General features: G+C 75.1%; 12 protein-coding genes. 8 read left to right on the top strand and 4 right to left on the bottom strand.

Annotation, left to right across the window (positions count from 1 at the left end):
- Positions 1-280 precede the first annotated feature (280 nt).
- Positions 281-841 carry a hypothetical protein gene (locus tag ACIQI7_RS33185; protein ID WP_401117285.1) on the bottom strand — a complete coding sequence of 187 codons (561 nt, stop codon included), beginning with the start codon at positions 839-841 and terminating at the stop codon, positions 281-283.
- A gap of 253 nt (positions 842-1,094) precedes the next feature.
- Between ACIQI7_RS33185 and ACIQI7_RS33180 the strand changes: the two genes are divergently transcribed.
- Positions 1,095-3,008, top strand: a complete 1,914-nt coding sequence (locus tag ACIQI7_RS33180; protein ID WP_401117283.1) for a serine/threonine-protein kinase — start codon at positions 1,095-1,097, stop codon at positions 3,006-3,008.
- On the opposite strand, the gene ACIQI7_RS33175 is transcribed toward ACIQI7_RS33180, so the two are convergent.
- Positions 3,005-3,535 (bottom strand): SHOCT domain-containing protein, encoded by a 531-nt coding sequence (locus ACIQI7_RS33175; protein WP_401117281.1) that lies wholly within the window; start codon positions 3,533-3,535, stop codon positions 3,005-3,007. The genes ACIQI7_RS33180 and ACIQI7_RS33175 overlap by 4 nt on opposite strands.
- A 57-nt stretch (positions 3,536-3,592) precedes the next feature.
- On the opposite strand from ACIQI7_RS33175, the gene ACIQI7_RS33170 reads away from it, so the two are divergent.
- The 7 genes from ACIQI7_RS33170 (at position 3,593) to ACIQI7_RS33140 (ending at position 16,029) form a co-directional block, all read left to right on the top strand.
- Complete coding sequence (locus tag ACIQI7_RS33170; protein ID WP_401117279.1) at positions 3,593-4,693, top strand: protein kinase; 1,101 nt, start codon at positions 3,593-3,595, stop codon at positions 4,691-4,693.
- A 161-nt stretch (positions 4,694-4,854) separates the two neighbouring features.
- Positions 4,855-6,597 (top strand): serine/threonine-protein kinase, encoded by a 1,743-nt coding sequence (locus tag ACIQI7_RS33165; RefSeq protein ID WP_401117277.1) that lies wholly within the window; start codon positions 4,855-4,857, stop codon positions 6,595-6,597.
- Positions 6,598-6,692: 95 nt separating this feature from the next.
- Positions 6,693-8,324, top strand: a complete 1,632-nt coding sequence (locus ACIQI7_RS33160; protein ID WP_401117274.1) for a succinic semialdehyde dehydrogenase — start codon at positions 6,693-6,695, stop codon at positions 8,322-8,324.
- Positions 8,325-8,446: 122 nt separating this feature from the next.
- Complete coding sequence (locus tag ACIQI7_RS33155) at positions 8,447-10,237, top strand: GMC oxidoreductase (protein ID WP_401117272.1); 1,791 nt, start codon at positions 8,447-8,449, stop codon at positions 10,235-10,237.
- Between the two features lie 305 nt (positions 10,238-10,542).
- Entirely contained in the window at positions 10,543-12,198 is a 1,656-nt protein-coding gene (locus ACIQI7_RS33150; RefSeq protein ID WP_401117270.1) for a hypothetical protein, read from the top strand.
- A 1,004-nt stretch (positions 12,199-13,202) separates the two neighbouring features.
- Positions 13,203-14,798: a glutamine-hydrolyzing GMP synthase gene (gene guaA / locus ACIQI7_RS33145; protein WP_401117268.1), complete on the top strand. Its 1,596-nt coding sequence runs from the start codon at positions 13,203-13,205 to the stop codon at positions 14,796-14,798.
- Positions 14,799-15,009: 211 nt separating this feature from the next.
- Positions 15,010-16,029: a ubiquinol-cytochrome c reductase iron-sulfur subunit gene (locus tag ACIQI7_RS33140; protein WP_401117266.1), complete on the top strand. Its 1,020-nt coding sequence runs from the start codon at positions 15,010-15,012 to the stop codon at positions 16,027-16,029.
- A gap of 36 nt (positions 16,030-16,065) precedes the next feature.
- Here ACIQI7_RS33140 and ACIQI7_RS33135 read toward each other — a convergent pair whose 3' ends face one another.
- Together ACIQI7_RS33135 and ACIQI7_RS33130 are read right to left on the bottom strand one after the other, a co-directional pair.
- Complete coding sequence (locus ACIQI7_RS33135) at positions 16,066-16,275, bottom strand: hypothetical protein (RefSeq protein WP_049661234.1); 210 nt, start codon at positions 16,273-16,275, stop codon at positions 16,066-16,068.
- Positions 16,272-17,753 carry a PspC domain-containing protein gene (locus ACIQI7_RS33130; protein WP_401117264.1) on the bottom strand — a complete coding sequence of 494 codons (1,482 nt, stop codon included), beginning with the start codon at positions 17,751-17,753 and terminating at the stop codon, positions 16,272-16,274. The genes ACIQI7_RS33135 and ACIQI7_RS33130 overlap by 4 nt, the downstream gene beginning before the upstream one ends.
- Positions 17,754-17,820 lie beyond the last annotated feature (67 nt).

Below are 17,820 nucleotides of genomic sequence, written 5' to 3'. Positions count from 1 at the left end.
GGGGAGCGTTGGCAGTCTGAAAATCACCCGTCACGCCCCTCTCCGCACCCACCCCCTGCGCCGCCCCCTTCCGCAGCGCGTCCCTCTCGCTGGGGTGGGGAGGGGGTGGGTGGGTGGGGGAGGTAGGGGATGCCTGCTGGGGGGTGGGGAGGTGGGGGATGCCTGCTGGGGGCGGGGGCTGGGGGGTGTTGGGTGTTGGGTGTTGCGGGCGCGCGGGCTTTCGGCCTGCGTGTCCGCTGGGGTGTTGGGGGGTGGGGGTGTGGAGGTGTGTGTGGGTGGGTCAGGTGCGGGTGGCGGTGCGGCGGGTGAGGAGGAAGCCGCCGATGAGGGCGATGGCGTAGAAGGCGGCGTCGAGGGGGCGTAGGTCGGCGCGCCAGGTGGTGAGGGTTTCGTGGAGGAGGCCGTGGGGGGTGGGGCCTTCGGTGTGGAGGCGGCGGAGGTGTTCGATCAGTTGGCCGAGGAGGAGGGCGCCGGCGGCGAGGAGGGCGCCGAGTGGGGGGAGGAGGCGGCCGGGGCCGCCCAGGCGGCCCAGGGGGAGGGCGACCAGGCCGGCGGGGGCGATGGCCAGCCAGCCGAGGCTGTCGGCGGCGCGCAGGGGGGCGCTGCCGTAGGCGAGGCCGCTGAGGAGCATGGCGAGCAGGGCCAGGGTGACGGCCAGGGCGGTGCGGTGGCGGGGGGCGGGCCGGGGCTCGGGTTCGGTGGGGTCGAAGCCGGTGACCGCGCCGGGCATGCCGGGGGCGACGTAGCCCTCAGGGGCGGCCGGGGGAGGTGCGACCGAGTAGTGCTGGGCGGTGCGCGGCCGGGGCGACGGGCCGTCAGTGCCCGGTATCGGTGCGGTCATGGGCGTCGAATCCCCCCGGAAAGACGATGAGCTGCCGAACGGTAGCAGTGACCCGGACAGATCTTGGCGAGTTTTCGATCACAGATCGGGCACGGAGCGCCGCATCCGTTCAGGTCCGTCCCAGGTTGGGGCGGGGGCCGGGTGGTCGAGGGCCCTCGGGACAGGGGATGATGGAGGCTTGGGCGTTCGGGACCCAGGTCGGGCCGACGCGCCGTCACCACGACCGCCGGCAGCACATGGGGGAACGTTCCGAATGACCCAGGCGCAGGGTTCCACCGGCCGCCTCCTGGCCGGCCGCTACCGCCTGAACGGCGTGCTCGGGCGCGGCGGCATGGGCACGGTCTGGCGCGCCGAGGACGAGATGCTGGGCCGGACCGTCGCGGTCAAGGAACTGCGGATGAACGCCAGCGTCGACGAGGAGGAGAAGCACCGGCTGATCACCCGGACGCTGCGCGAGGCCAAGGCCACCGCGCGGATCCGGCACAACTCGGCGGTGACGGTCTTCGACGTGGTCGACGAGGACGACCGGCCGTGGATCGTGATGGAGCTGGTCGAGTCCCGCTCGCTGGCCGACGTGGTGCGGGAGGACGGGCCGCTGGAGCCCGCCCGGGCGGCGGAGATCGCGCTGGACGTGCTGGGCGTGCTCAGCGCGGCGCACGCGCTGGGGATCCTGCACCGGGACGTCAAGCCGTCCAACGTGCTGATCGGCGAGGACGGCCGGGTGGTGCTCACCGACTTCGGCATCGCCAGCGTGGAGGGCGACGCCTCGGTCACCTCGACCGGGATGCTGGTCGGCGCCCCCTCGTACATCTCGCCGGAGCGGGCCCGCGGGCAGAAGCCCGGGCCGCCGGCCGACCTGTGGTCGCTGGGCGGCACGCTGTACGCCATGGTCGAGGGCCGGCCGCCGTACGACCGGGGCTCGGCGTTGGCCACGCTGACCGCGGTGATGACCGAGGACCTGGTCGCGCCGGTGAACGCCGGGCCGCTGCTGCCGGTGATCGAGGGGCTGCTGGCGAAGGACCCGGCCGAGCGGCTGGACGCCTCGCAGACCCGGTCGATGCTCAAGCGGGTGGTCGCGGAGTCGACCGCCCGGGCCGAGTCGACCACCGAGCACGCGGTGCCGGTGAAGAAGGCGGCCGCGGCGGAGCCGGAGGCCGAGCCGGCGAAGGCGGCGGCGGTGGAGCCGGAGCAGGCCGAGGACGGCCGCAAGCGGGCCGTGGGCGGGCTGCTGGGGACGGTCCGGGTCGGTAGTCGGGCCCAGGGCGGGGAGCCGGCCGGGAAGCCGTCGGGGGAGCCGGAGGCGGAGTCGATCCGGCCGGTCACCAGCGAGTGGACGATGGGCGCGACCCAGGCGGCCGGGGCCGATCCGCGCACCGGCCGGCGGCGGCTGGCCATCGCCACCGTGATCGTGGTGCTGCTGCTGATCGCGGGCGTGGTGGCGGTGGTCCAGGCGGTCGGCGGGGACGGCGGTCCGGGCGGCGGGGCCACCCGGAGCGCGGGTGCCACCGGGCCGGTGACGGCCAGTACGCAGCCGGAGCCGGTGTCGAGCCCGAGTGCGGCGGCGCCGCCGGCGCCGGCGCCCGCCCAGCCGACCGGTGACCCGGCGGCGGTGCCGGACGCGCCGGTGCAGTCCGCCGGTGCGCCCGCGGCTCCCGTGCAGACCCCGGCGCCGGTGCAGACTCCGGCTCCCGTGCAGACCCCGGCGCCGCCCGCGCCGGCCGCCGTGCCGGCCGGCTACCACGAGTACAAGGACCCGAGCGGCTTCTCGGTCCTGCTCCCGGACGGCCTGCAGCCGGCCGGGTCGGACGCCAACCGGCGGATCTTCAAGAACGCGGCCGACGGCAGCCAGCTGCGGATCGAGTGGACCACGTCGCCCGGGGCGAGCGCGGTCGCGGACTGGCAGGAGTCGGAGCCGAACGTCCGCGGTCAGGTCAGCAACTACCAGCGGCTGAACCTGGCGGCGATCACCTACCGGCAGTGGAGCAACGCGGCGGACTGGGAGTGGACCAACGGCACGCCCAGGATGCACTCGCTCAACCGCGGCTTCGTGACCGGGACTCCGGCCAAGTACGGGTACTCGATCTACTGGATCGTCCCGGACGCCGAGTGGGCCGCCCAGGCCCCCGTCCGGGACGTCGTCTTCAACAGTTTCCAGCCGGCGCCCTAACCGATCAGGCGTTGCTTGGCGCGGGTGAACTCGTCTTCGGTGAGGGCGCCGGAGGCGCGCAGGGCGGCCAGCCGTTCGAGCTGGCCGATGAGCTGGTCGCCGGTGGCGGCCTCGGCCGGGGCGGCGGGTACGGCCTTCGGGGCGTTGCGGGCGGTGCGGGCGGCGGTCCGGAGCTGTTCGGCGAAGAAGTCGGCCTTGACCACGTCCTCGAAGCGGTGCGAGCCGGTGAGCGCCACCACCAGGAGCACTTCGCCGTTGAGCTTGGTGCGGGTCACGGTGACGTCGGTGACGGCGGCGAGCGGAACCGGTACCGGAGGCTTCCCGTCCTTCAGGAAGAGCAGCCGATGGGTGGTCAGTACGAGCATGCCCTTGCGGAAGTGGTCGGGGTGGCGCCCGGCGGTCGAGGCGACCGGCTTCTCACCGTCGATGATGGTTCCCTCGACGGTGCGGAGGGCCTCGGCCTGGTTGGCCTTGCCGCTGTTTCCGGACGCCTCGAAGGCGGTGTCGATCAGATCGGTCCAGTCCATGGGATCGAGCCTAAGGGAGCCGCTCAGTAGGCTGCTCGGAGAGCGAGAGGAACTGGCATGCGAGGCGCCCCCGGGCAGTTGCTGGCGGGGCGGTACCGGCTGACGGACCGTCCTGGACCGCTGCGCGCCCACGCGGTGGACGAGCGGACCGGCGAATCGGTGCTGCTGAGCGCCCTGGAGCTGCCGGGGGTGCTGTCGTCGGGTCAGGACCCGGAGGAGGCCGCCGCGGCGCAGGCGGACCGGTTGGTGCGGAGGGTGGCGGCGGTCGGTTCGGCCGCGCCGGTCGCGCACCCGAGGCTGCTGCGCGGGGTCGGCGCGTTCGTCGAGGGCGAGCTGTTGTGGACGGTGGAGGAGCGGCCGGCCGGGCGGACGGTGGCCGAGCTGCTCGCCGAGGGGCCGCTGCCGCCGTACCGGGCGGCCGAGCTGGCGGCGGACCTGGCCGGCGCGCTGCGGGCGCTGCACGCGGCCGGGCTGACCCACGGCGCCCTGACCGCGGAGTCGGTGCTGGTCTGCGAGGACGGTGCGGCGATGCTCGGCGGGCTGCTCGCCGGGGTGGCGGAGGAGGCGCTGGCCGAGGAGCTCGGCGGGCCGGGCGGGCGGCGCCGGTACGAGGTGCGGGCCACCCTGGTCGGGCCGGTGGCGGAGCGCTGGCCCTTGGACGGCGGCCCGGCGGGCGACTGCTGGGCGCTCGGGGTGCTGCTGCAGCGGTTGGTCACCGGCCGTGCGCCGTACCCGGAGCGGGACGTGCCGGAGCTGGTGACGGCCGTACGGGACGGGCGGCGCGAACCCGCGGTGGTGTGCGGGCCGCTCGCGCCGCTGGTGGAGCGGCTGTTGCGGCCCGACCCGGTGCTGCGGCCGACGGCGGAGGCGGTCCGCGGCGAGCTGGCGGCGCTGCTGGCGGGGGCGCCGGAGCCGGTCGACGAGGAGCGGGCGGCGGGGGTCCCGGTGCTGAAGCCGGAGGCGCCGTTGGTGCCGCGCCCGCGCGGCGGGAGGGCCGGGAGGAGTGCCCGGAAGGGCGGGAGCGGCGGGGACTCCGGGGCGGGGAACGGGGCGAAGCCGCCCCGGATACCCCCCGCCCTGTTGGGCCCGCTGTTGGTGGCTGGAGTGTTCGTGCTGCTCGCGCTGGGAATCGCCGCGGTGGTCCTGTTCGCAGGCTGACGGCCCGCCGGGGTTCCGGCCTGCCGGTCCGGGGAGCGGGCGAGATTACCCGGGGAGGCAGGGTGCGCCTAATGTGTGCGTGGGATTTGTTCGAACAGTGGTCTGCACCAGGCCCTCCGTCGCGGTGACGGCAGGCGGAATGTGTGGGGGAGCGGGCGCAGATGGGCGTGCAGGACCGGCCGGAGTCGGCCGAGGCGGAGCGGTTGCTGGCCGGGCGGTACGAGCTCGGCGAGCGGCTCGGCCGCGGCGGCATGGGCACTGTCTGGCGGGCCTGGGACCGGATGCTCGACCGCGAGGTCGCGGTCAAGGAGCTGACCGTCAACCACCTGCCCGAGGAGGACCTCCAGATCCTGCACGCCCGGATGAAGCGCGAGGCCAGCGCGGCCGCGCGGATCAAGCACCCCGGCGTGATCACCGTGCACGACGTGCTGGAGCAGGACGGCCGGCCCTGGATCGTGATGGAGCTGGTCGACGGCCGCTCGCTGGCCGACGTGATCAGCCAGGACGGCACCCTGCAGCCGCGCGCCGCCGCCGAGGTCGGCAGCCAGGTGCTGGCCGCGCTGCACCGCGGCCACCAGCTGGGCGTGCTGCACCGGGACGTGAAGCCGGCCAACGTGCTGCTGGAGCGCGGTACCGGGCGGGTGGTGCTGCTGGACTTCGGCATCGCGAAGTACGAGGGCTCGACCGAGCTGACCCGGCCCGGCGACCTGGTCGGCTCGCCGGACTACCTGGCGCCGGAGCGAGCCCAGGGCGAGCGGCCCGGGCCGGCCTCCGACCTGTGGGGCCTCGGGGCGACGCTGTACGCGGCGGTCGAGGGCCAGTCGCCGTTCCGGCGGGACTCGCCGATCACCACGCTCGCCGCGGTGGTCGACGAGCCGCTGCCGGAGTCGCGGCGGGCCGGGCCGCTGGGGCCGGTGCTGGCCGCGCTGATGGCCAAGGACCCGGCCGAGCGGCCCACCGCGGACGAGGCGGCCCGGATGCTGGCCGAGGTGCAGGCCGGGCACACGATGGGCCTGAAGTCGGTCGCGTCGGTGCGCACGCCCACCCAGTCGGTGCCGGTGGTGGACCGCAGTGAGGGCCGGGCGTCCGCGGCGGAGCCGGTCGAGGGCTCCGAGGAGCCGACCGAGCCGAAAACCGCCGCGCCCGCCGTCCCCGTCGTCCCCGTCGGACCGGACACCGCCGGGGGCGCGCAGGCCGCGGCGATGGCGTACACCGGGCCCGTCGCGCCGGTGCCGCACTCCGTCACGCCCGCGCGCGGTCCGGCCAAGCGCCGCAACCTGCTGAAGATCGTCGGCATCGCGGTGGCCGTCGGCCTGCTGGCCGCCGCCGGCACCTTCCTCGTCACCCGGCACATGGTCGGCGGCGACGGCCCGGTGGACCCGACGCCGACGGCCGCCGAGTCCACCGGCCCCGAGCCCACCAGCGACGCCACCCCGGCGGTGGCGCCGCCCAGCGGCTACCACTGGGTCGACGACCCGGCCGGCTTCCGCTTCCCGCTGCCGAACGGGACCCCGTCCTGGCAGCGGATCAGCGCGGGGGACAACCAGATCTTCTACAGCCCCGACGGCAAGGTGCACTACCTCCAGTTCGCCGTCACCGTCGGCCAGTCGGTCAAGCCGCTGGACCACATGCGGCAGATGGAGGGCAACGTCTCCAAGTCGCTCAAGGACTACAAGCAGCACCGGATGGCCGGCACGGCGGTGAAGGGCCAGGAGGCGGCGGTCTGGGAGTTCAGCTACCTGGCCAAGGAGGGCGGCCGCCGGCGCGCGATCGAGACCGAGTTCATCAGCCAGGACGGCACCAGCTACGCGATCTACTCGTCCAGCCCGGAGAAGGGCAACGAGTGGAACGAGGCCGAGCAGCGCTTCTACGCGGTGCTCAACAACTTCACCCCGACCCGCTGACCGGGGCGGGCGGAGCGCCCGCTTTCGCCCGACTGCGGCAGATTCTTGTTACCGACGGGTACCGGACCGGCCGCCGAGCGCCTAGGCTGCGCCGTATGTCGGACCTCACAGCAGATGCAGTGGCCACCGAACACCCCGGCACCGGCAATCCGGCGGCCCCCGGCGGGGGCCGGACGGTCGCCGCGGCCGTCCCGCCGTCCCTGGTCGCCAGGCTGGCCGCCGGCGTCACCGCCACCGGCGAGCCCGACCTGGTGGAGACCGCCGCCCCGCTGACCGGCGAACGGCTGGCCAGTCTGCCGCAGTCCACCCCGGCCGACGTCGAGGTCGCCTTCCAGCTGGCCCGCCGCGCCCAGGCGGCCTGGGCCGCGCTGCCGGTGCGCCGCCGGGCCTCCGTCCTGCTGCGCTTCCACGACCTGCTGCTCAGGCGGCAGGACGAGGTGCTGGACCTCGTCCAGGCGGAGACCGGCAAGGCCCGGCTGCACGCCTTCGAGGAGGTGCTGGCCGTCGCCATGGCCGCCCGGCACTACGGGCGGGCCGCGCACGCGTACCTCAGGGACAAGCGGCACGGCGGCGCGCTGCCGGTGCTCACCCGCGCCGTCGAGGCCCGCCGCCCCAAGGGCGTGGTCGGCCACATCTCGCCGTGGAACTACCCGCTGGAGCTGTCCGTCGGCGACGCCCTGCCCGCCTTCGTGGCCGGCAACGCGGTGGTCAACAAGCCCGACACCCAGACCGCGCTGACCGCGCTGTGGGCCCGCGAGCTGCTGGTCGAGGCCGGGCTCCCGGCCGACCTGTGGCAGATCGTGATCGGCGACGGCCCGGTGATCGGCCCCGCCGTGGTGGAGCACGCCGACTACGTCTCGTTCACCGGCTCCACCCGCACCGGCCGCGACGTCGCCCAGCGCGCCGCCGCCCGACTGGTCGGCGCCTCGCTCGAACTCGGCGGCAAGAACGCCATGCTGGTGCTCGCCGACGCCGACCTCGACGCGGCCGCCGCGGGCGCCGTACGGGCCTGCTTCTCCTCCGCCGGGCAGCTGTGCATCTCGATCGAGCGGCTGCTGGTGCACCGCTCGGTGGCCGACGAGTTCCTGGAGCGCTTCGCCGCCCGCACCCGGGCGCTGCGCCTCGGCGGCGGTCTCGCGTACGGCGCGGACATGGGCTCGCTGGTCTCCGCCCGCCAGCTGGAGACCACCACCCGGCACGTGGACGAGGCGGTCAAGGCGGGCGCCACCGTGGTGGCCGGCGGGCGCGCCCGGCCGGACCTCGGCCCGTTCTTCTTCGAGCCGACCATCCTCGACGGCGTCACCCCGGACATGGCGGTCTGCGCCGAGGAGACCTTCGGCCCGGTCGTCTCCCTCTACCGCTTCGACACCGACGAGGAGGCGGTGGCCGCCGCCAACTCCACGCCGTACGGCCTGAACTCCAGCGTCTGGACCAGGGACCAGCGGCGCGGCCGGGCGGTCGCGGCCCGGCTGCGCACCGGCACGGTCAACGTCAACGAGGCGTACGCCGCCGCGTACGGCTCGGTCGGCTCGCCGATGGGCGGCATGGGCGACTCCGGGCTCGGCCGCCGGCACGGCGCGGAGGGCATCCTGCGCTTCACCGAGGCGCAGACCATCGCGACCCAGCGGCTGATGCCGATCGCGCCCTCGTTCGGGCTGGACGACAGGCAGTTCGCCGCCGTGATGACCGGCGGGCTGCGGGCGCTCAAGGCGCTGCGCTTCAAGTAGGCCCCGAAGGTCCGTGGCCGCGGACGGAGGCAGGCCCCGGAGGCACGCGGGCCCCGCGCGTCCGCCGGGGCCCGGTGCGCGGTACCCACAGGCAGGTTCACCCGGCGAAGGAGCGGTGGCAGATGGTGCAGTCCGGCGGTGCGGCGGAGTTCGACTACGACGTGGTGGTGGTCGGCTCCGGCTTCGGCGGTTCGGTCGCGGCCCTGCGGCTGACCGAGAAGGGCTACCGGGTCGCCGTCCTGGAGGCCGGGCGGCGCTTCGACCGGGACGAACTGCCCCGGAACTCCTGGGACCTGCCGAACTACCTGTGGGCGCCGCAGCTCGGGCTGTACGGCATCCAGCGCATCCACCTGCTGGCCAACGTGCTGATCCTGGCCGGCGCCGGGGTCGGCGGCGGCTCATTGAACTACGCCAACACCCTGTACGTGCCGCCGAAGGCCTTCTTCGAGGACCGCCAGTGGCGCCACATCACCGACTGGCAGCAGGAGCTGGCGCCGTTCTACGACCAGGCGCAGCGGATGCTCGGGGTCCGGCTCAACCCGACCCTCACCCCCTCCGACGTCCACCTCAAGGCGGCCGCCGAGCGGATGGGCGTCGGTGACACCTTCCACATGGCGCCGGTCGGGGTCTTCTTCGGCGACGGCGGGGACACCGACGGCAGCGCCAAGGCGGCCCCCGGCGGCGAGGTGGCCGACCCGTACTTCGGCGGCGCCGGCCCGGCCCGCAAGGCCTGCGTGGAGTGCGGCGAGTGCATGACCGGCTGCCGGCACGGCGCCAAGAACATGCTCACCGAGAACTACCTCCACCTGGCGGAGCGGGGCGGCGCGGAGATCCACCCGCTGACCACGGTGGCCCGGATCCGCGAGTACGGCGACGGCTACGCGGTGGACGTGCGCCGCACCGACTCCCGGTCGAGGACGGACCGGGTGAAGGCGGGCGCGCGGACGATCACCGCGGCCCGGGTGGTCGTGGCGGCCGGCACCTACGGCACCCAGTCGCTGCTGCACCGGATGCGCGACGGCGGCCACCTGCCCCGGATCTCGCAGCGGCTGGGCGAGCTGACCCGCACCAACTCCGAGGCGCTGGTGGGCGCGCAGACCACCGACCGGCGTTACGGCACCAGGGCGGACTTCACCAAGGGCGTGGCGATCACCTCCTCGATCCACCCGGACGCCAACACCCACATCGAGCCGGTCCGCTACGGCAAGGGCTCCAACGCGATGGGCGCGCTGTCCATCGCCCAGGTCCGGGGCGGCGGGGCGGTCCCGCGCTGGCTGCGCTACCTGGCCAACTCGGCGCTCCACCCGGTGACCTTCGCCCGCTCGATGAACCAGCGCCGCTGGTCCGAGAAGACGATCATCGGCCTGGTGATGCAGTCGCTGGACAACTCGATCACCGTCTCGCTGAGGAAGGGGCCGCTCGGCAGGGCCCGGCTCACCTCCTCCCAGGGCCACGGCGAGCCCAACCCGACCTGGATCCCGGCCGCCGAGAAGGGCGCCCAGGCGCTGGCCGACGAGATCAACGGCTTCCCGGGCAGCACCGTCGGCGAGATCTTCGACATCCCGATGACGGCGCACTTCCTGGGCGGCTGCCCGATCGGCGACGCCCCCGAGACCGGCGTGGTGGACCCGTACCACCGGCTGTACGGCTACCCCGGGATCAGCGTGGTGGACGGCTCGGCCGTCTCCGCCAACCTGGGCGTCAACCCCTCGCTCACCATCACCGCCCAGGCCGAGCGCGCCATGTCGATGTGGCCGAACAAGGGCGAGGCGGACCAGCGCCCGGCCCAGGGCGAGGAGTACCGGCGGGTCGCCGCGGTGGCCCCGGCGCGGCCGGCCGTGCCCGAGGGCGCGTTCGGCGCGCTGCGACTGCCGCTGCTGCCCGTCCCGGAGGTCCCGAAGAAGCGCGGCTGACCCGCTCCGGAGGCCCAACCGGCCTGTCCCCTTTCCCGGTTGACATCCGTTCGGGTCCGATGGGATAAACGGGCTCCCTGGGGCGCCCAGGGACTCGTCGAGCGGGGGGAATGCGGGCCATGGCCGACTGCACGTCGTGCGGGGCGACTTCGGAGGAGGGGGCCTCCACCTGCGGGTCGTGCGGTCGGCCGTTCGCGCCGCCGCCCCCGCCGGCCGCCGCTCCGCCCGTCCCGCCGCCCCCGCCGGGTGCGGCTCCGCCCGTCCCGCCGCCCGGGTACGGGCCGCGGCCGGGGTACGCGCCGGCCGTGGCGCCGCCCGCGCTGGCCAGCTGGGGAGCCGGGCAGCAGTACGACCGGCAGCCCGGGTTCCAGCGCCTGCTGACCGCCGCGGACTGGCGCCCGGCGGCCAGGGCGGCCGTCGCACCGACCCTCGTCCTGCTGGCCGTGGCGCTGGTCGCGGCGATCCCGAGCGACTACCAGTACCAGTACCGGTTCGAGGCCCCCGGCTTCGGCGAGCGCTTCCTCGCGATGCTGTCGATGACCCTGAACGCGCTCGGCGCGCCGTTCCGGATCGGCTTCGAGAGCTCGGCGAGCCGGGGCACGGCCGGCTGGACGGAGTCCGTCCGGGTGCTGCCGATGACCGTCACCGCCCTGTGGTGCCTGGCGCTCTGGCTCGGCCTGCGGGCCGGGCTGCGCCGGCGCAGGGCGGTGGAGGGCCAGCTGACCCGGGGCCGGGCCGCCGCCGAGGCGGTGCGCACCGCGGCCGTCCTCGCGGCGGTGAGCCTGGTGCTCGGCCTGGTCGGCGGTACGGACTGGAATCCGGACGGCCGCCGGGTCAGGGCGGACTACCCCGGCTCCGGCCGGAAGTCGGCGCAGTCGCTGATCACCGCGGACTCCGGCTGGCTGGAGGCGGTCGCCTGGACCGCCGTGGCGGCCGCCCTGCTGGCCTTCCTGGTGTACGGCACCGACGCGCTGCGTTGGGCCGCCTGGCGCAGCCGGGCGGTGCGCGGCTGGGCGGTGGCCGCGCTGACCGCCGGCCAGGCGCTCGCGATCTCGGTGGGGCTGTCCTCGGTGGCGGCCTTCGTGCTGGTCGCGGCGACCAGCGACAGCGGTGCGCTGACCGGGGTCTCGCTGGCCTTCCTGCCCAACCTGGGCCTCGGCCTGCTCGGCTTCGGCTCGGGGGCGAGCCTGCGGTCGCACACCAACCTGTCCGGCGACGGCGAGTCCTCGTGGCGGGACCGCGGCAGCGACACCGAGTTCTCCTTCTTCGACCTGCGGGACGTCAGCGCCGACTGGCGCTGGGCCGGCCTCGCGGCGCTCGTCGCGGCGGGCGTGCTCGGCTGGACGGCGTACCGGCGGCGCCTGGACGCCACCGACCGGTTGCGGCTGGCGGCCCTGTACGCCGGGGCGCTCACCCTGCTGATGACGGTCTCCGGGGCGGTGCTGGTGGAGACCAGCTCCATGACCGGCTGGGCCGACGAGGCCAAGCGGATGGAGTTCTCCCAGGAGTCCTCGGTCGGGCTGGTGTTCCTGACCGTGCTGGTGGCCAACGCGGTCTGGGCGCTGGCCGGCGTGCTGCTGGTGCCGGCGCTGCTGGCGGCCGTCCGCGGCCGGGGCGAGGGCGCGCCGGGCGGCGCCGTGCCGTACGCCGAGTCCCCGTTCGCGCCGGGCGGGGGCGCCGTGCCGTACCCGCCGGAGGTGCCGTACGCGACGCCTTCGTACGGTGTCCCGGCGCAGCAGGGCGGCCCGGTGCCGGGGGCCGGGGTGCCGCCCCAGGCCGCCGGTCCGCAGGACGCGCCGTACGCCGCCGGGAGCGGGGTGAGCGAGGTGCTCGCCTCGCACGAGGCGCCGTCCGCGCCGTCCGCGCCCTCCTCGCCGCCCGCCCCGGCCGACGGGGCGCCGGTGCCGCCGCGCCCGGCCGAGGAGCCGGTCGACCCGAGCGTCTGGCGCGAGCACCCCTGAGCCGGAGCGCTCCTGAGCCGGAGCGCTCCCGAGCCGAGCGGCCCGGACAGGGCAAAGGGCCCCGCGGGGGAACGGGGCCCTTTGTCGTTCAGCACTCGGCGTCAGGGCCGCGCCGGTGCTGGGGTGACGGCGCCGGGGGAGGAGCGCCGTCGTGTCGGTTGGCTTCGGGGTGCGCCGTGCGGCTCCGGCGTGGGTGGCCGGCCGCGCGGGGCGCGCAGGCCCGTGTGCGGTGGGCCGGCGCGCAGGTCTGCGCCGGTCCCGTGCTCACGGAGCGTGAACTGACGACCGCTGCCGCCTCCTTGCGGCGCGGCTGCGGAGAACGCCCTTGGCGGGCCTCCTCGGCGAGCCGTGAGGCGCCGGGAGAACCGCTTACAAGGAGCATCGTGCTGGACGAGGGGCTCGCTCTGCAACCGGTTCGGCGCAGTTCGGCACAGAGCAATTCCTGCCGGGACCGCCATCGATGATCACGGTGCGTAGTGGCTCGGGTGGTGGCGGCGCACGGGGACGCGCGTAGCGGCGCGGTGCGGAAGGGGGGCGTGCGCCCGGGCGCGCACCGGATCGGACCGGGGGTGCGACGGCCGGCCCGGGCGTCCCCGGATTCCGGCCGTCCCACCTCTCGGCCCAGTCGCGGCCGGGGTCGCTGTCCCCTGCTGGCCGGCCGCGGCACCCGCGCACGGTCCCACGGAGCCGCGCGCCCGGCGGGCCGGGCGGCGGCACCACGTGCGCCGGTGGACTGGGTGGAACTCCACGCGTGGTCCTGCTGCCGTACGGCGGTGCCCCCGCGGGGGCGGGCGGCGCGTCTGGCGGACGCGGCGCGGCCGTACGTTCGTCAGAAGCAACGAACCGCGGCCCCGCCCGGTCACGGTTCGTTGGACGGGCAGACGAGTGAAACCGGACAGCCCGGTAGAATCGGTGTCCAGACACCCCACACCGTCCGCGGCCGCAGCCCCCGCCGGGGAAGCGGGCCCGCGCGACACCTCGATACCGCTGCCGGAAGGCCGTCTGTGTCCTCTGCAATTCCCGTCCAGTCCGCGCCGGACAACGACCCCGTCCTGGTGGTCGACTTCGGCGCCCAGTACGCCCAGCTCATCGCCCGTCGGGTGCGTGAGGCGCGGGTCTACAGCGAGATCGTGCCGAGCAGCATGCCGGTCGCCGAGATGCTCGCCAAGAACCCCAAGGCGATCATCCTCTCCGGCGGCCCGTCGTCGGTCTACGAAGAGGGCGCGCCGCAGATCGACCGCGCGATCTTCGAGGCCGGTGTCCCGGTCTTCGGCATGTGCTACGGCTTCCAGCTGATGGCCAAGAGCCTCGGCGGCACCGTCGACAACAACGGCGCCCGCGAGTACGGCCGCACCCCGCTGACCGTCTCCCGCTCCGGCTCCACCCTCTTCGAGGGCGTCCCGGCGCAGCACTCGGTGTGGATGTCGCACGGCGACGCCTGCTCCGCCGCCCCGGAGGGCTTCGAGGTCACCGCCTCCACCGACCTGGTCCCGGTCGCGGCCTTCGAGAACGACGAGGCCCGGCTGTACGGCGTCCAGTACCACCCCGAGGTGCTGCACTCCGACCACGGCCAGCTGATCCTGGAGCACTTCCTCTACCGCGGCGCCGGCATCGCCCCGACCTGGACCACCGGCAGCGTGGTCGACGAGCAGATCGCCCTGATCCGCGAGCAGGTCGGCGACAAGCGCGCGATCTGCGGCCTGTCCGGCGGCGTGGACTCCGCGGTCGCGGCCGCCCTGGTCAACAAGGCCATCGGCGACCGGCTGACCTGCGTCTACGTCGACCACGGCCTGATGCGCAAGGGTGAGACCGAGCAGGTCGAGAAGGACTTCGTGGCCGCCACCGGCGTCCAGCTGAAGGTCGTCGACGCCTCCGAGCGCTTCCTGAACGCGCTGAAGGGGGTCACCGACCCCGAGGAGAAGCGCAAGATCATCGGCCGTGAGTTCATCCGGGTCTTCGAGCAGGCCCAGGCCGAGATCATCGCCGAGGCCGGCGAGCACGGCGAGTCGGTCGACTTCCTGGTCCAGGGCACCCTGTACCCGGACGTGGTGGAGTCCGGCGGCGGCACCGGCACCGCCAACATCAAGTCCCACCACAACGTCGGCGGCCTGCCCGAGGACCTCCAGTTCCAGCTGGTCGAGCCGCTGCGCAAGCTGTTCAAGGACGAGGTCCGGATGGTCGGCCAGGAGCTGGGCCTGCCGGAGGAGATCGTCCAGCGCCAGCCGTTCCCGGGCCCGGGCCTGGGCATCCGGATCGTCGGCGAGGTCACCAAGGAGCGCCTGGACCTGCTTCGCGACGCCGACGCGATCGCCCGCGAGGAGCTGACCGCGGCCGGCCTGGACCGCGAGATCTGGCAGTGCCCGGTCGTGCTGCTCGCCGACGTCCGCAGCGTGGGCGTGCAGGGCGACGGCCGCACCTACGGCCACCCGATCGTGCTGCGCCCGGTCTCGTCCGAGGACGCCATGACCGCCGACTGGTCGCGCCTGCCGTACGACGTGCTGGCGAAGATCTCCACCCGGATCACCAACGAGGTCCGCGACGTGAACCGCGTCGTCGTCGACGTCACCAGCAAGCCGCCGGGCACCATCGAGTGGGAGTGAGCACTCCCGCCGGCCGCCGGGGCGGGATGCCCTGAGGCCGGTGCCTGAACGGCCGCGCCGTCGTTCCCGTACTGGAGGGAGCGACGGCGCGGCCGTTTGCGGTGCGGGTGCCGCTCTCCGGGAGGGACGTCCCACCGAAAGCGGTCGGGAGCGGGCAGAATGCGGACCGGACCTGTCAGGGAGTGGCAGGCGGCGAGGGAAGGTGTGAGGGATGTCGGAGGCCAGCAACTCGGTGCCGGCCGGTGGGGGAGCGGCCGGTCGGGCCGACCGGGTGGCGCGGTGGCGGGCGCTCGCGTCCGGGCACGCGCTGCTGCCACTGCGGCTCTTCCTCGGCGTCACGTTCGTCTACGCCGCCCTCGACAAGCTCTCCGACGCCCACTTCCTGGCCGGGGCGGGCGACCCGGCCTCCTTCGTCTCGCAGACCCAGGCGGCCAAGGCGGGCGGCAGCCCGATCTCCTTCCTGCTCGGCCCCGCCCTCGACCACCCGACCCTGTTCGCCCTCGCCGTCGCCTTCGGCGAGCTGGCGGTCGGCCTCGGCACCCTGCTCGGCCTCTGGGGCCGGGCCGCCGCGCTCGGCGGCGCGCTGCTCAGCCTCAGCCTGTGGCTGACCGTGAGCTGGAGCGTCGCGCCGTACTACCTCGGCAACGACCTGGCCTACCTGATGGCCTGGACCCCGCTGGTGCTGGCCGGCACGCCGTACCTGTCGGTGGACGGCTACCTGGCCCGCCGGGCCGGGCGGGACCGCGCGCGCGGGCTCGGCGAGGACCACGTCAGGCGCCGGGCCCTGGTGGACGGCGGGATCGCGGCCGTCGCGATCGGCGGGGCCGGGCTGCTGGCCGGCTCGCTGACCCGCACGTTCGGCCGGGACCGGTCCGCCGCTCCCGAGCAGTCGGCCGCCCCGGTCTCCGCCGCCCCGGCGCAGGCTCCCACGGTGCCCGCCGCGAGCGTGCCGGTCGGCGGCTCGGCCCAGGTCAAGGACCCGGCCACCGGGGACGCCGTCTACATCGTCCAGCCCAAGGCCGGCCAGTACTGCGCCTTCTCCGCGGTGTGCACCCACTCCGGCTGCGCCGTGGACGCGCCGAAGAACGGCCAGCTGTACTGCCCCTGCCACGGCTCCCGCTTCGACGCCGCGACCGGTGCGGTGGTCAACGGGCCGGCGGTCAAGCCGCTGCCCAGGTACGCCGTCCGCAAGGACGGGGACCAGCTGACCCTGGGCCCCCAGCAGATCTGAGGGCCCGGGGGGCCGTGGCGGGGGCCGTCGGCGGGGTCACTCCTCGCGGTCGGGCCGACCGCGCCGGGCCACCGCCGCGACCGCGCCGGCCAGGCCGCCGACGCCGAGCACGATGAAGGTGACCGGGATGACGATCCGCCCGTTCACCGACTGGTCGTTGAGCGCCGCGACCAGGTAGAGCACCGCGATCACGGTGAACAGCGCGCCCGCGATCAGCGAGAACAGGTCGAGCCGGTGCTTCCTCACTGCTGGACCACCTTGATGTTGCCGAGCCCGATTCCGAGTTCGAGATTGAGGGTGCCCTTGGCCGGCTGCCCGTTGGCAGGGCCGATCAGGTAGGTGTGCCGCCCGGTGCTGTCGCTGCGGTCACCGGGCACGGTGACGTTGCCCAGGCCGACCCGGACCACCAGGTTCACCGTCACGTCGTCCGGCACGGTGACGGTCATGTCGCCGGTGCCGAGGTCGGCCTTGGTGGCCAGGGTGGCCCCGGCCGGGTCGACCGCGGAGAGGTCCAGCCTGATCGTCCCGGCGCCCAGGTTGTACCGGTCGTGCAGGTCCGTCGCCGAGGTGACGGTCCACTCGCGGTCGCCGACCGCGTCGCGCACGGAGTCCGGCGAGTGGCCGACGAAGGCCAGCGCCAGGGTGAGCAGCAGCCCGGTCACCGCCAGCCGGCGGGCCCGGCCGAACTTCGCGCCGACCAGCAGCGTCAGGCCCACCACCAGCAGCGCGGAGGCCAGCACCGTCGCGCCGCGGACGGTGGGGTCGTGGTGGCCGGCGGAGGTGGTCCACACCGCGGTGCCCGCGCCGACCGCCAGCAGGAAGCCGAAGAAGCCGAGCGCCGAGCGCTCCCGGGGGCGCCGGACGGCGGCGGGTTCGGGACGGCGCTCCGCGCGCTCCTTGCGCAGCGGGTCGCCCTCCGGCAGGTCGGTGCGCCGCCACCAGGGCTGGGCCGGGGCGCCGACCGGCGGCACCGGGGTGCCGAACGGCGGGGTGGGGGTGCCGTACGGCGGGGTGGGAGTGCCGTACGGCGGCGTCGGGGTGCCCGGGGCGGCGCTGCCGTACGGGTTGCGCTCGGGGTGGCGCGGGTCCCACAGGTAGCCGCCGGCGCCGGGGGCAGGGCCGTCGGCGGGGGCCTTCCCGGCCGACTCGGCCTGCTCCGGCCGCGGCCAGCGGTAGGCCCCGGTGCCGCCGGTGATCCCGGAGCCGCCGGTGCCCTCGCCGTCGGGGAAGTGGCGGTCGTACGGGCCGCCGTGGCGGCGCTCGCGCCCCCGCCCGCGCCCCCGGCGGCGCTCCGGGTCGTAGCGCACCGCCAGGAAGACCAGGGCGGCGAGCAGCAGCAGCGGGAACATCTGGTCCCCGTCGCCCATCGAGGAGAAGAACACCCCGGTGCCGATCACGGTCAGCAGCACCGCGCCGACCGACTGGCCGTCCACCCGCCCGGTGAGCACCCGCTGGAGCTCGGTGCGCCCGCCGCGGCCCTTGGCGTCGTCGTCGGTCGGGACGATCAGCCAGGCCAGGCCGTACAGGAACAGCCCGAGGCCGCCGGAGAGGCAGAGCACCACCGTGACGATCCGGAAGACCACCGGGTCGATGTCCAGGTGCCGGCCGAGGCCGCCGCAGACGCCGGCCACCACGCGGTGGTGCTCGGCCCGGGTCAGTGGCGGGCGATCCGGTTCCGGCGGGGCGGCGGGCCCGGCCTCCTCGATGCGGGGGTCCTCGGTCATGGACACCATCCTTCCGGCAGGGGACGGCCCGGCCCAACCGGGTCGACCCCTGTCCGTACCCTGACTT

This window comes from Kitasatospora sp. NPDC092039 (genome assembly GCF_044756065.1).
In the GTDB taxonomy this organism is placed as follows: Bacteria; Actinomycetota; Actinomycetes; order Streptomycetales; family Streptomycetaceae; genus Kitasatospora.
This window is presented reverse-complemented; position numbering and strand designations above follow the sequence as displayed.

Bases quoted from the DNA above. Each gene is read 5' to 3' on its own strand.
- ACIQI7_RS33170 (WP_401117279.1), top strand. From the start codon at position 3,593: ATGCGAGGCGCCCCCGGGCAGTTGCTGGCGGGGCGGTACCGGCTGACG.
- ACIQI7_RS33185 (WP_401117285.1), bottom strand. From the start codon at position 841: ATGACCGCACCGATACCGGGCACTGACGGCCCGTCGCCCCGGCCGCGC.
- ACIQI7_RS33180 (WP_401117283.1), top strand. From the start codon at position 1,095: ATGACCCAGGCGCAGGGTTCCACCGGCCGCCTCCTGGCCGGCCGCTAC.
- ACIQI7_RS33130 (WP_401117264.1), bottom strand. From the start codon at position 17,753: ATGACCGAGGACCCCCGCATCGAGGAGGCCGGGCCCGCCGCCCCGCCG.
- ACIQI7_RS33155 (WP_401117272.1), top strand. From the start codon at position 8,447: ATGGTGCAGTCCGGCGGTGCGGCGGAGTTCGACTACGACGTGGTGGTG.
- ACIQI7_RS33160 (WP_401117274.1), top strand. From the start codon at position 6,693: ATGTCGGACCTCACAGCAGATGCAGTGGCCACCGAACACCCCGGCACC.
- ACIQI7_RS33140 (WP_401117266.1), top strand. From the start codon at position 15,010: ATGTCGGAGGCCAGCAACTCGGTGCCGGCCGGTGGGGGAGCGGCCGGT.
- ACIQI7_RS33165 (WP_401117277.1), top strand. From the start codon at position 4,855: ATGGGCGTGCAGGACCGGCCGGAGTCGGCCGAGGCGGAGCGGTTGCTG.
- ACIQI7_RS33175 (WP_401117281.1), bottom strand. From the start codon at position 3,535: ATGGACTGGACCGATCTGATCGACACCGCCTTCGAGGCGTCCGGAAAC.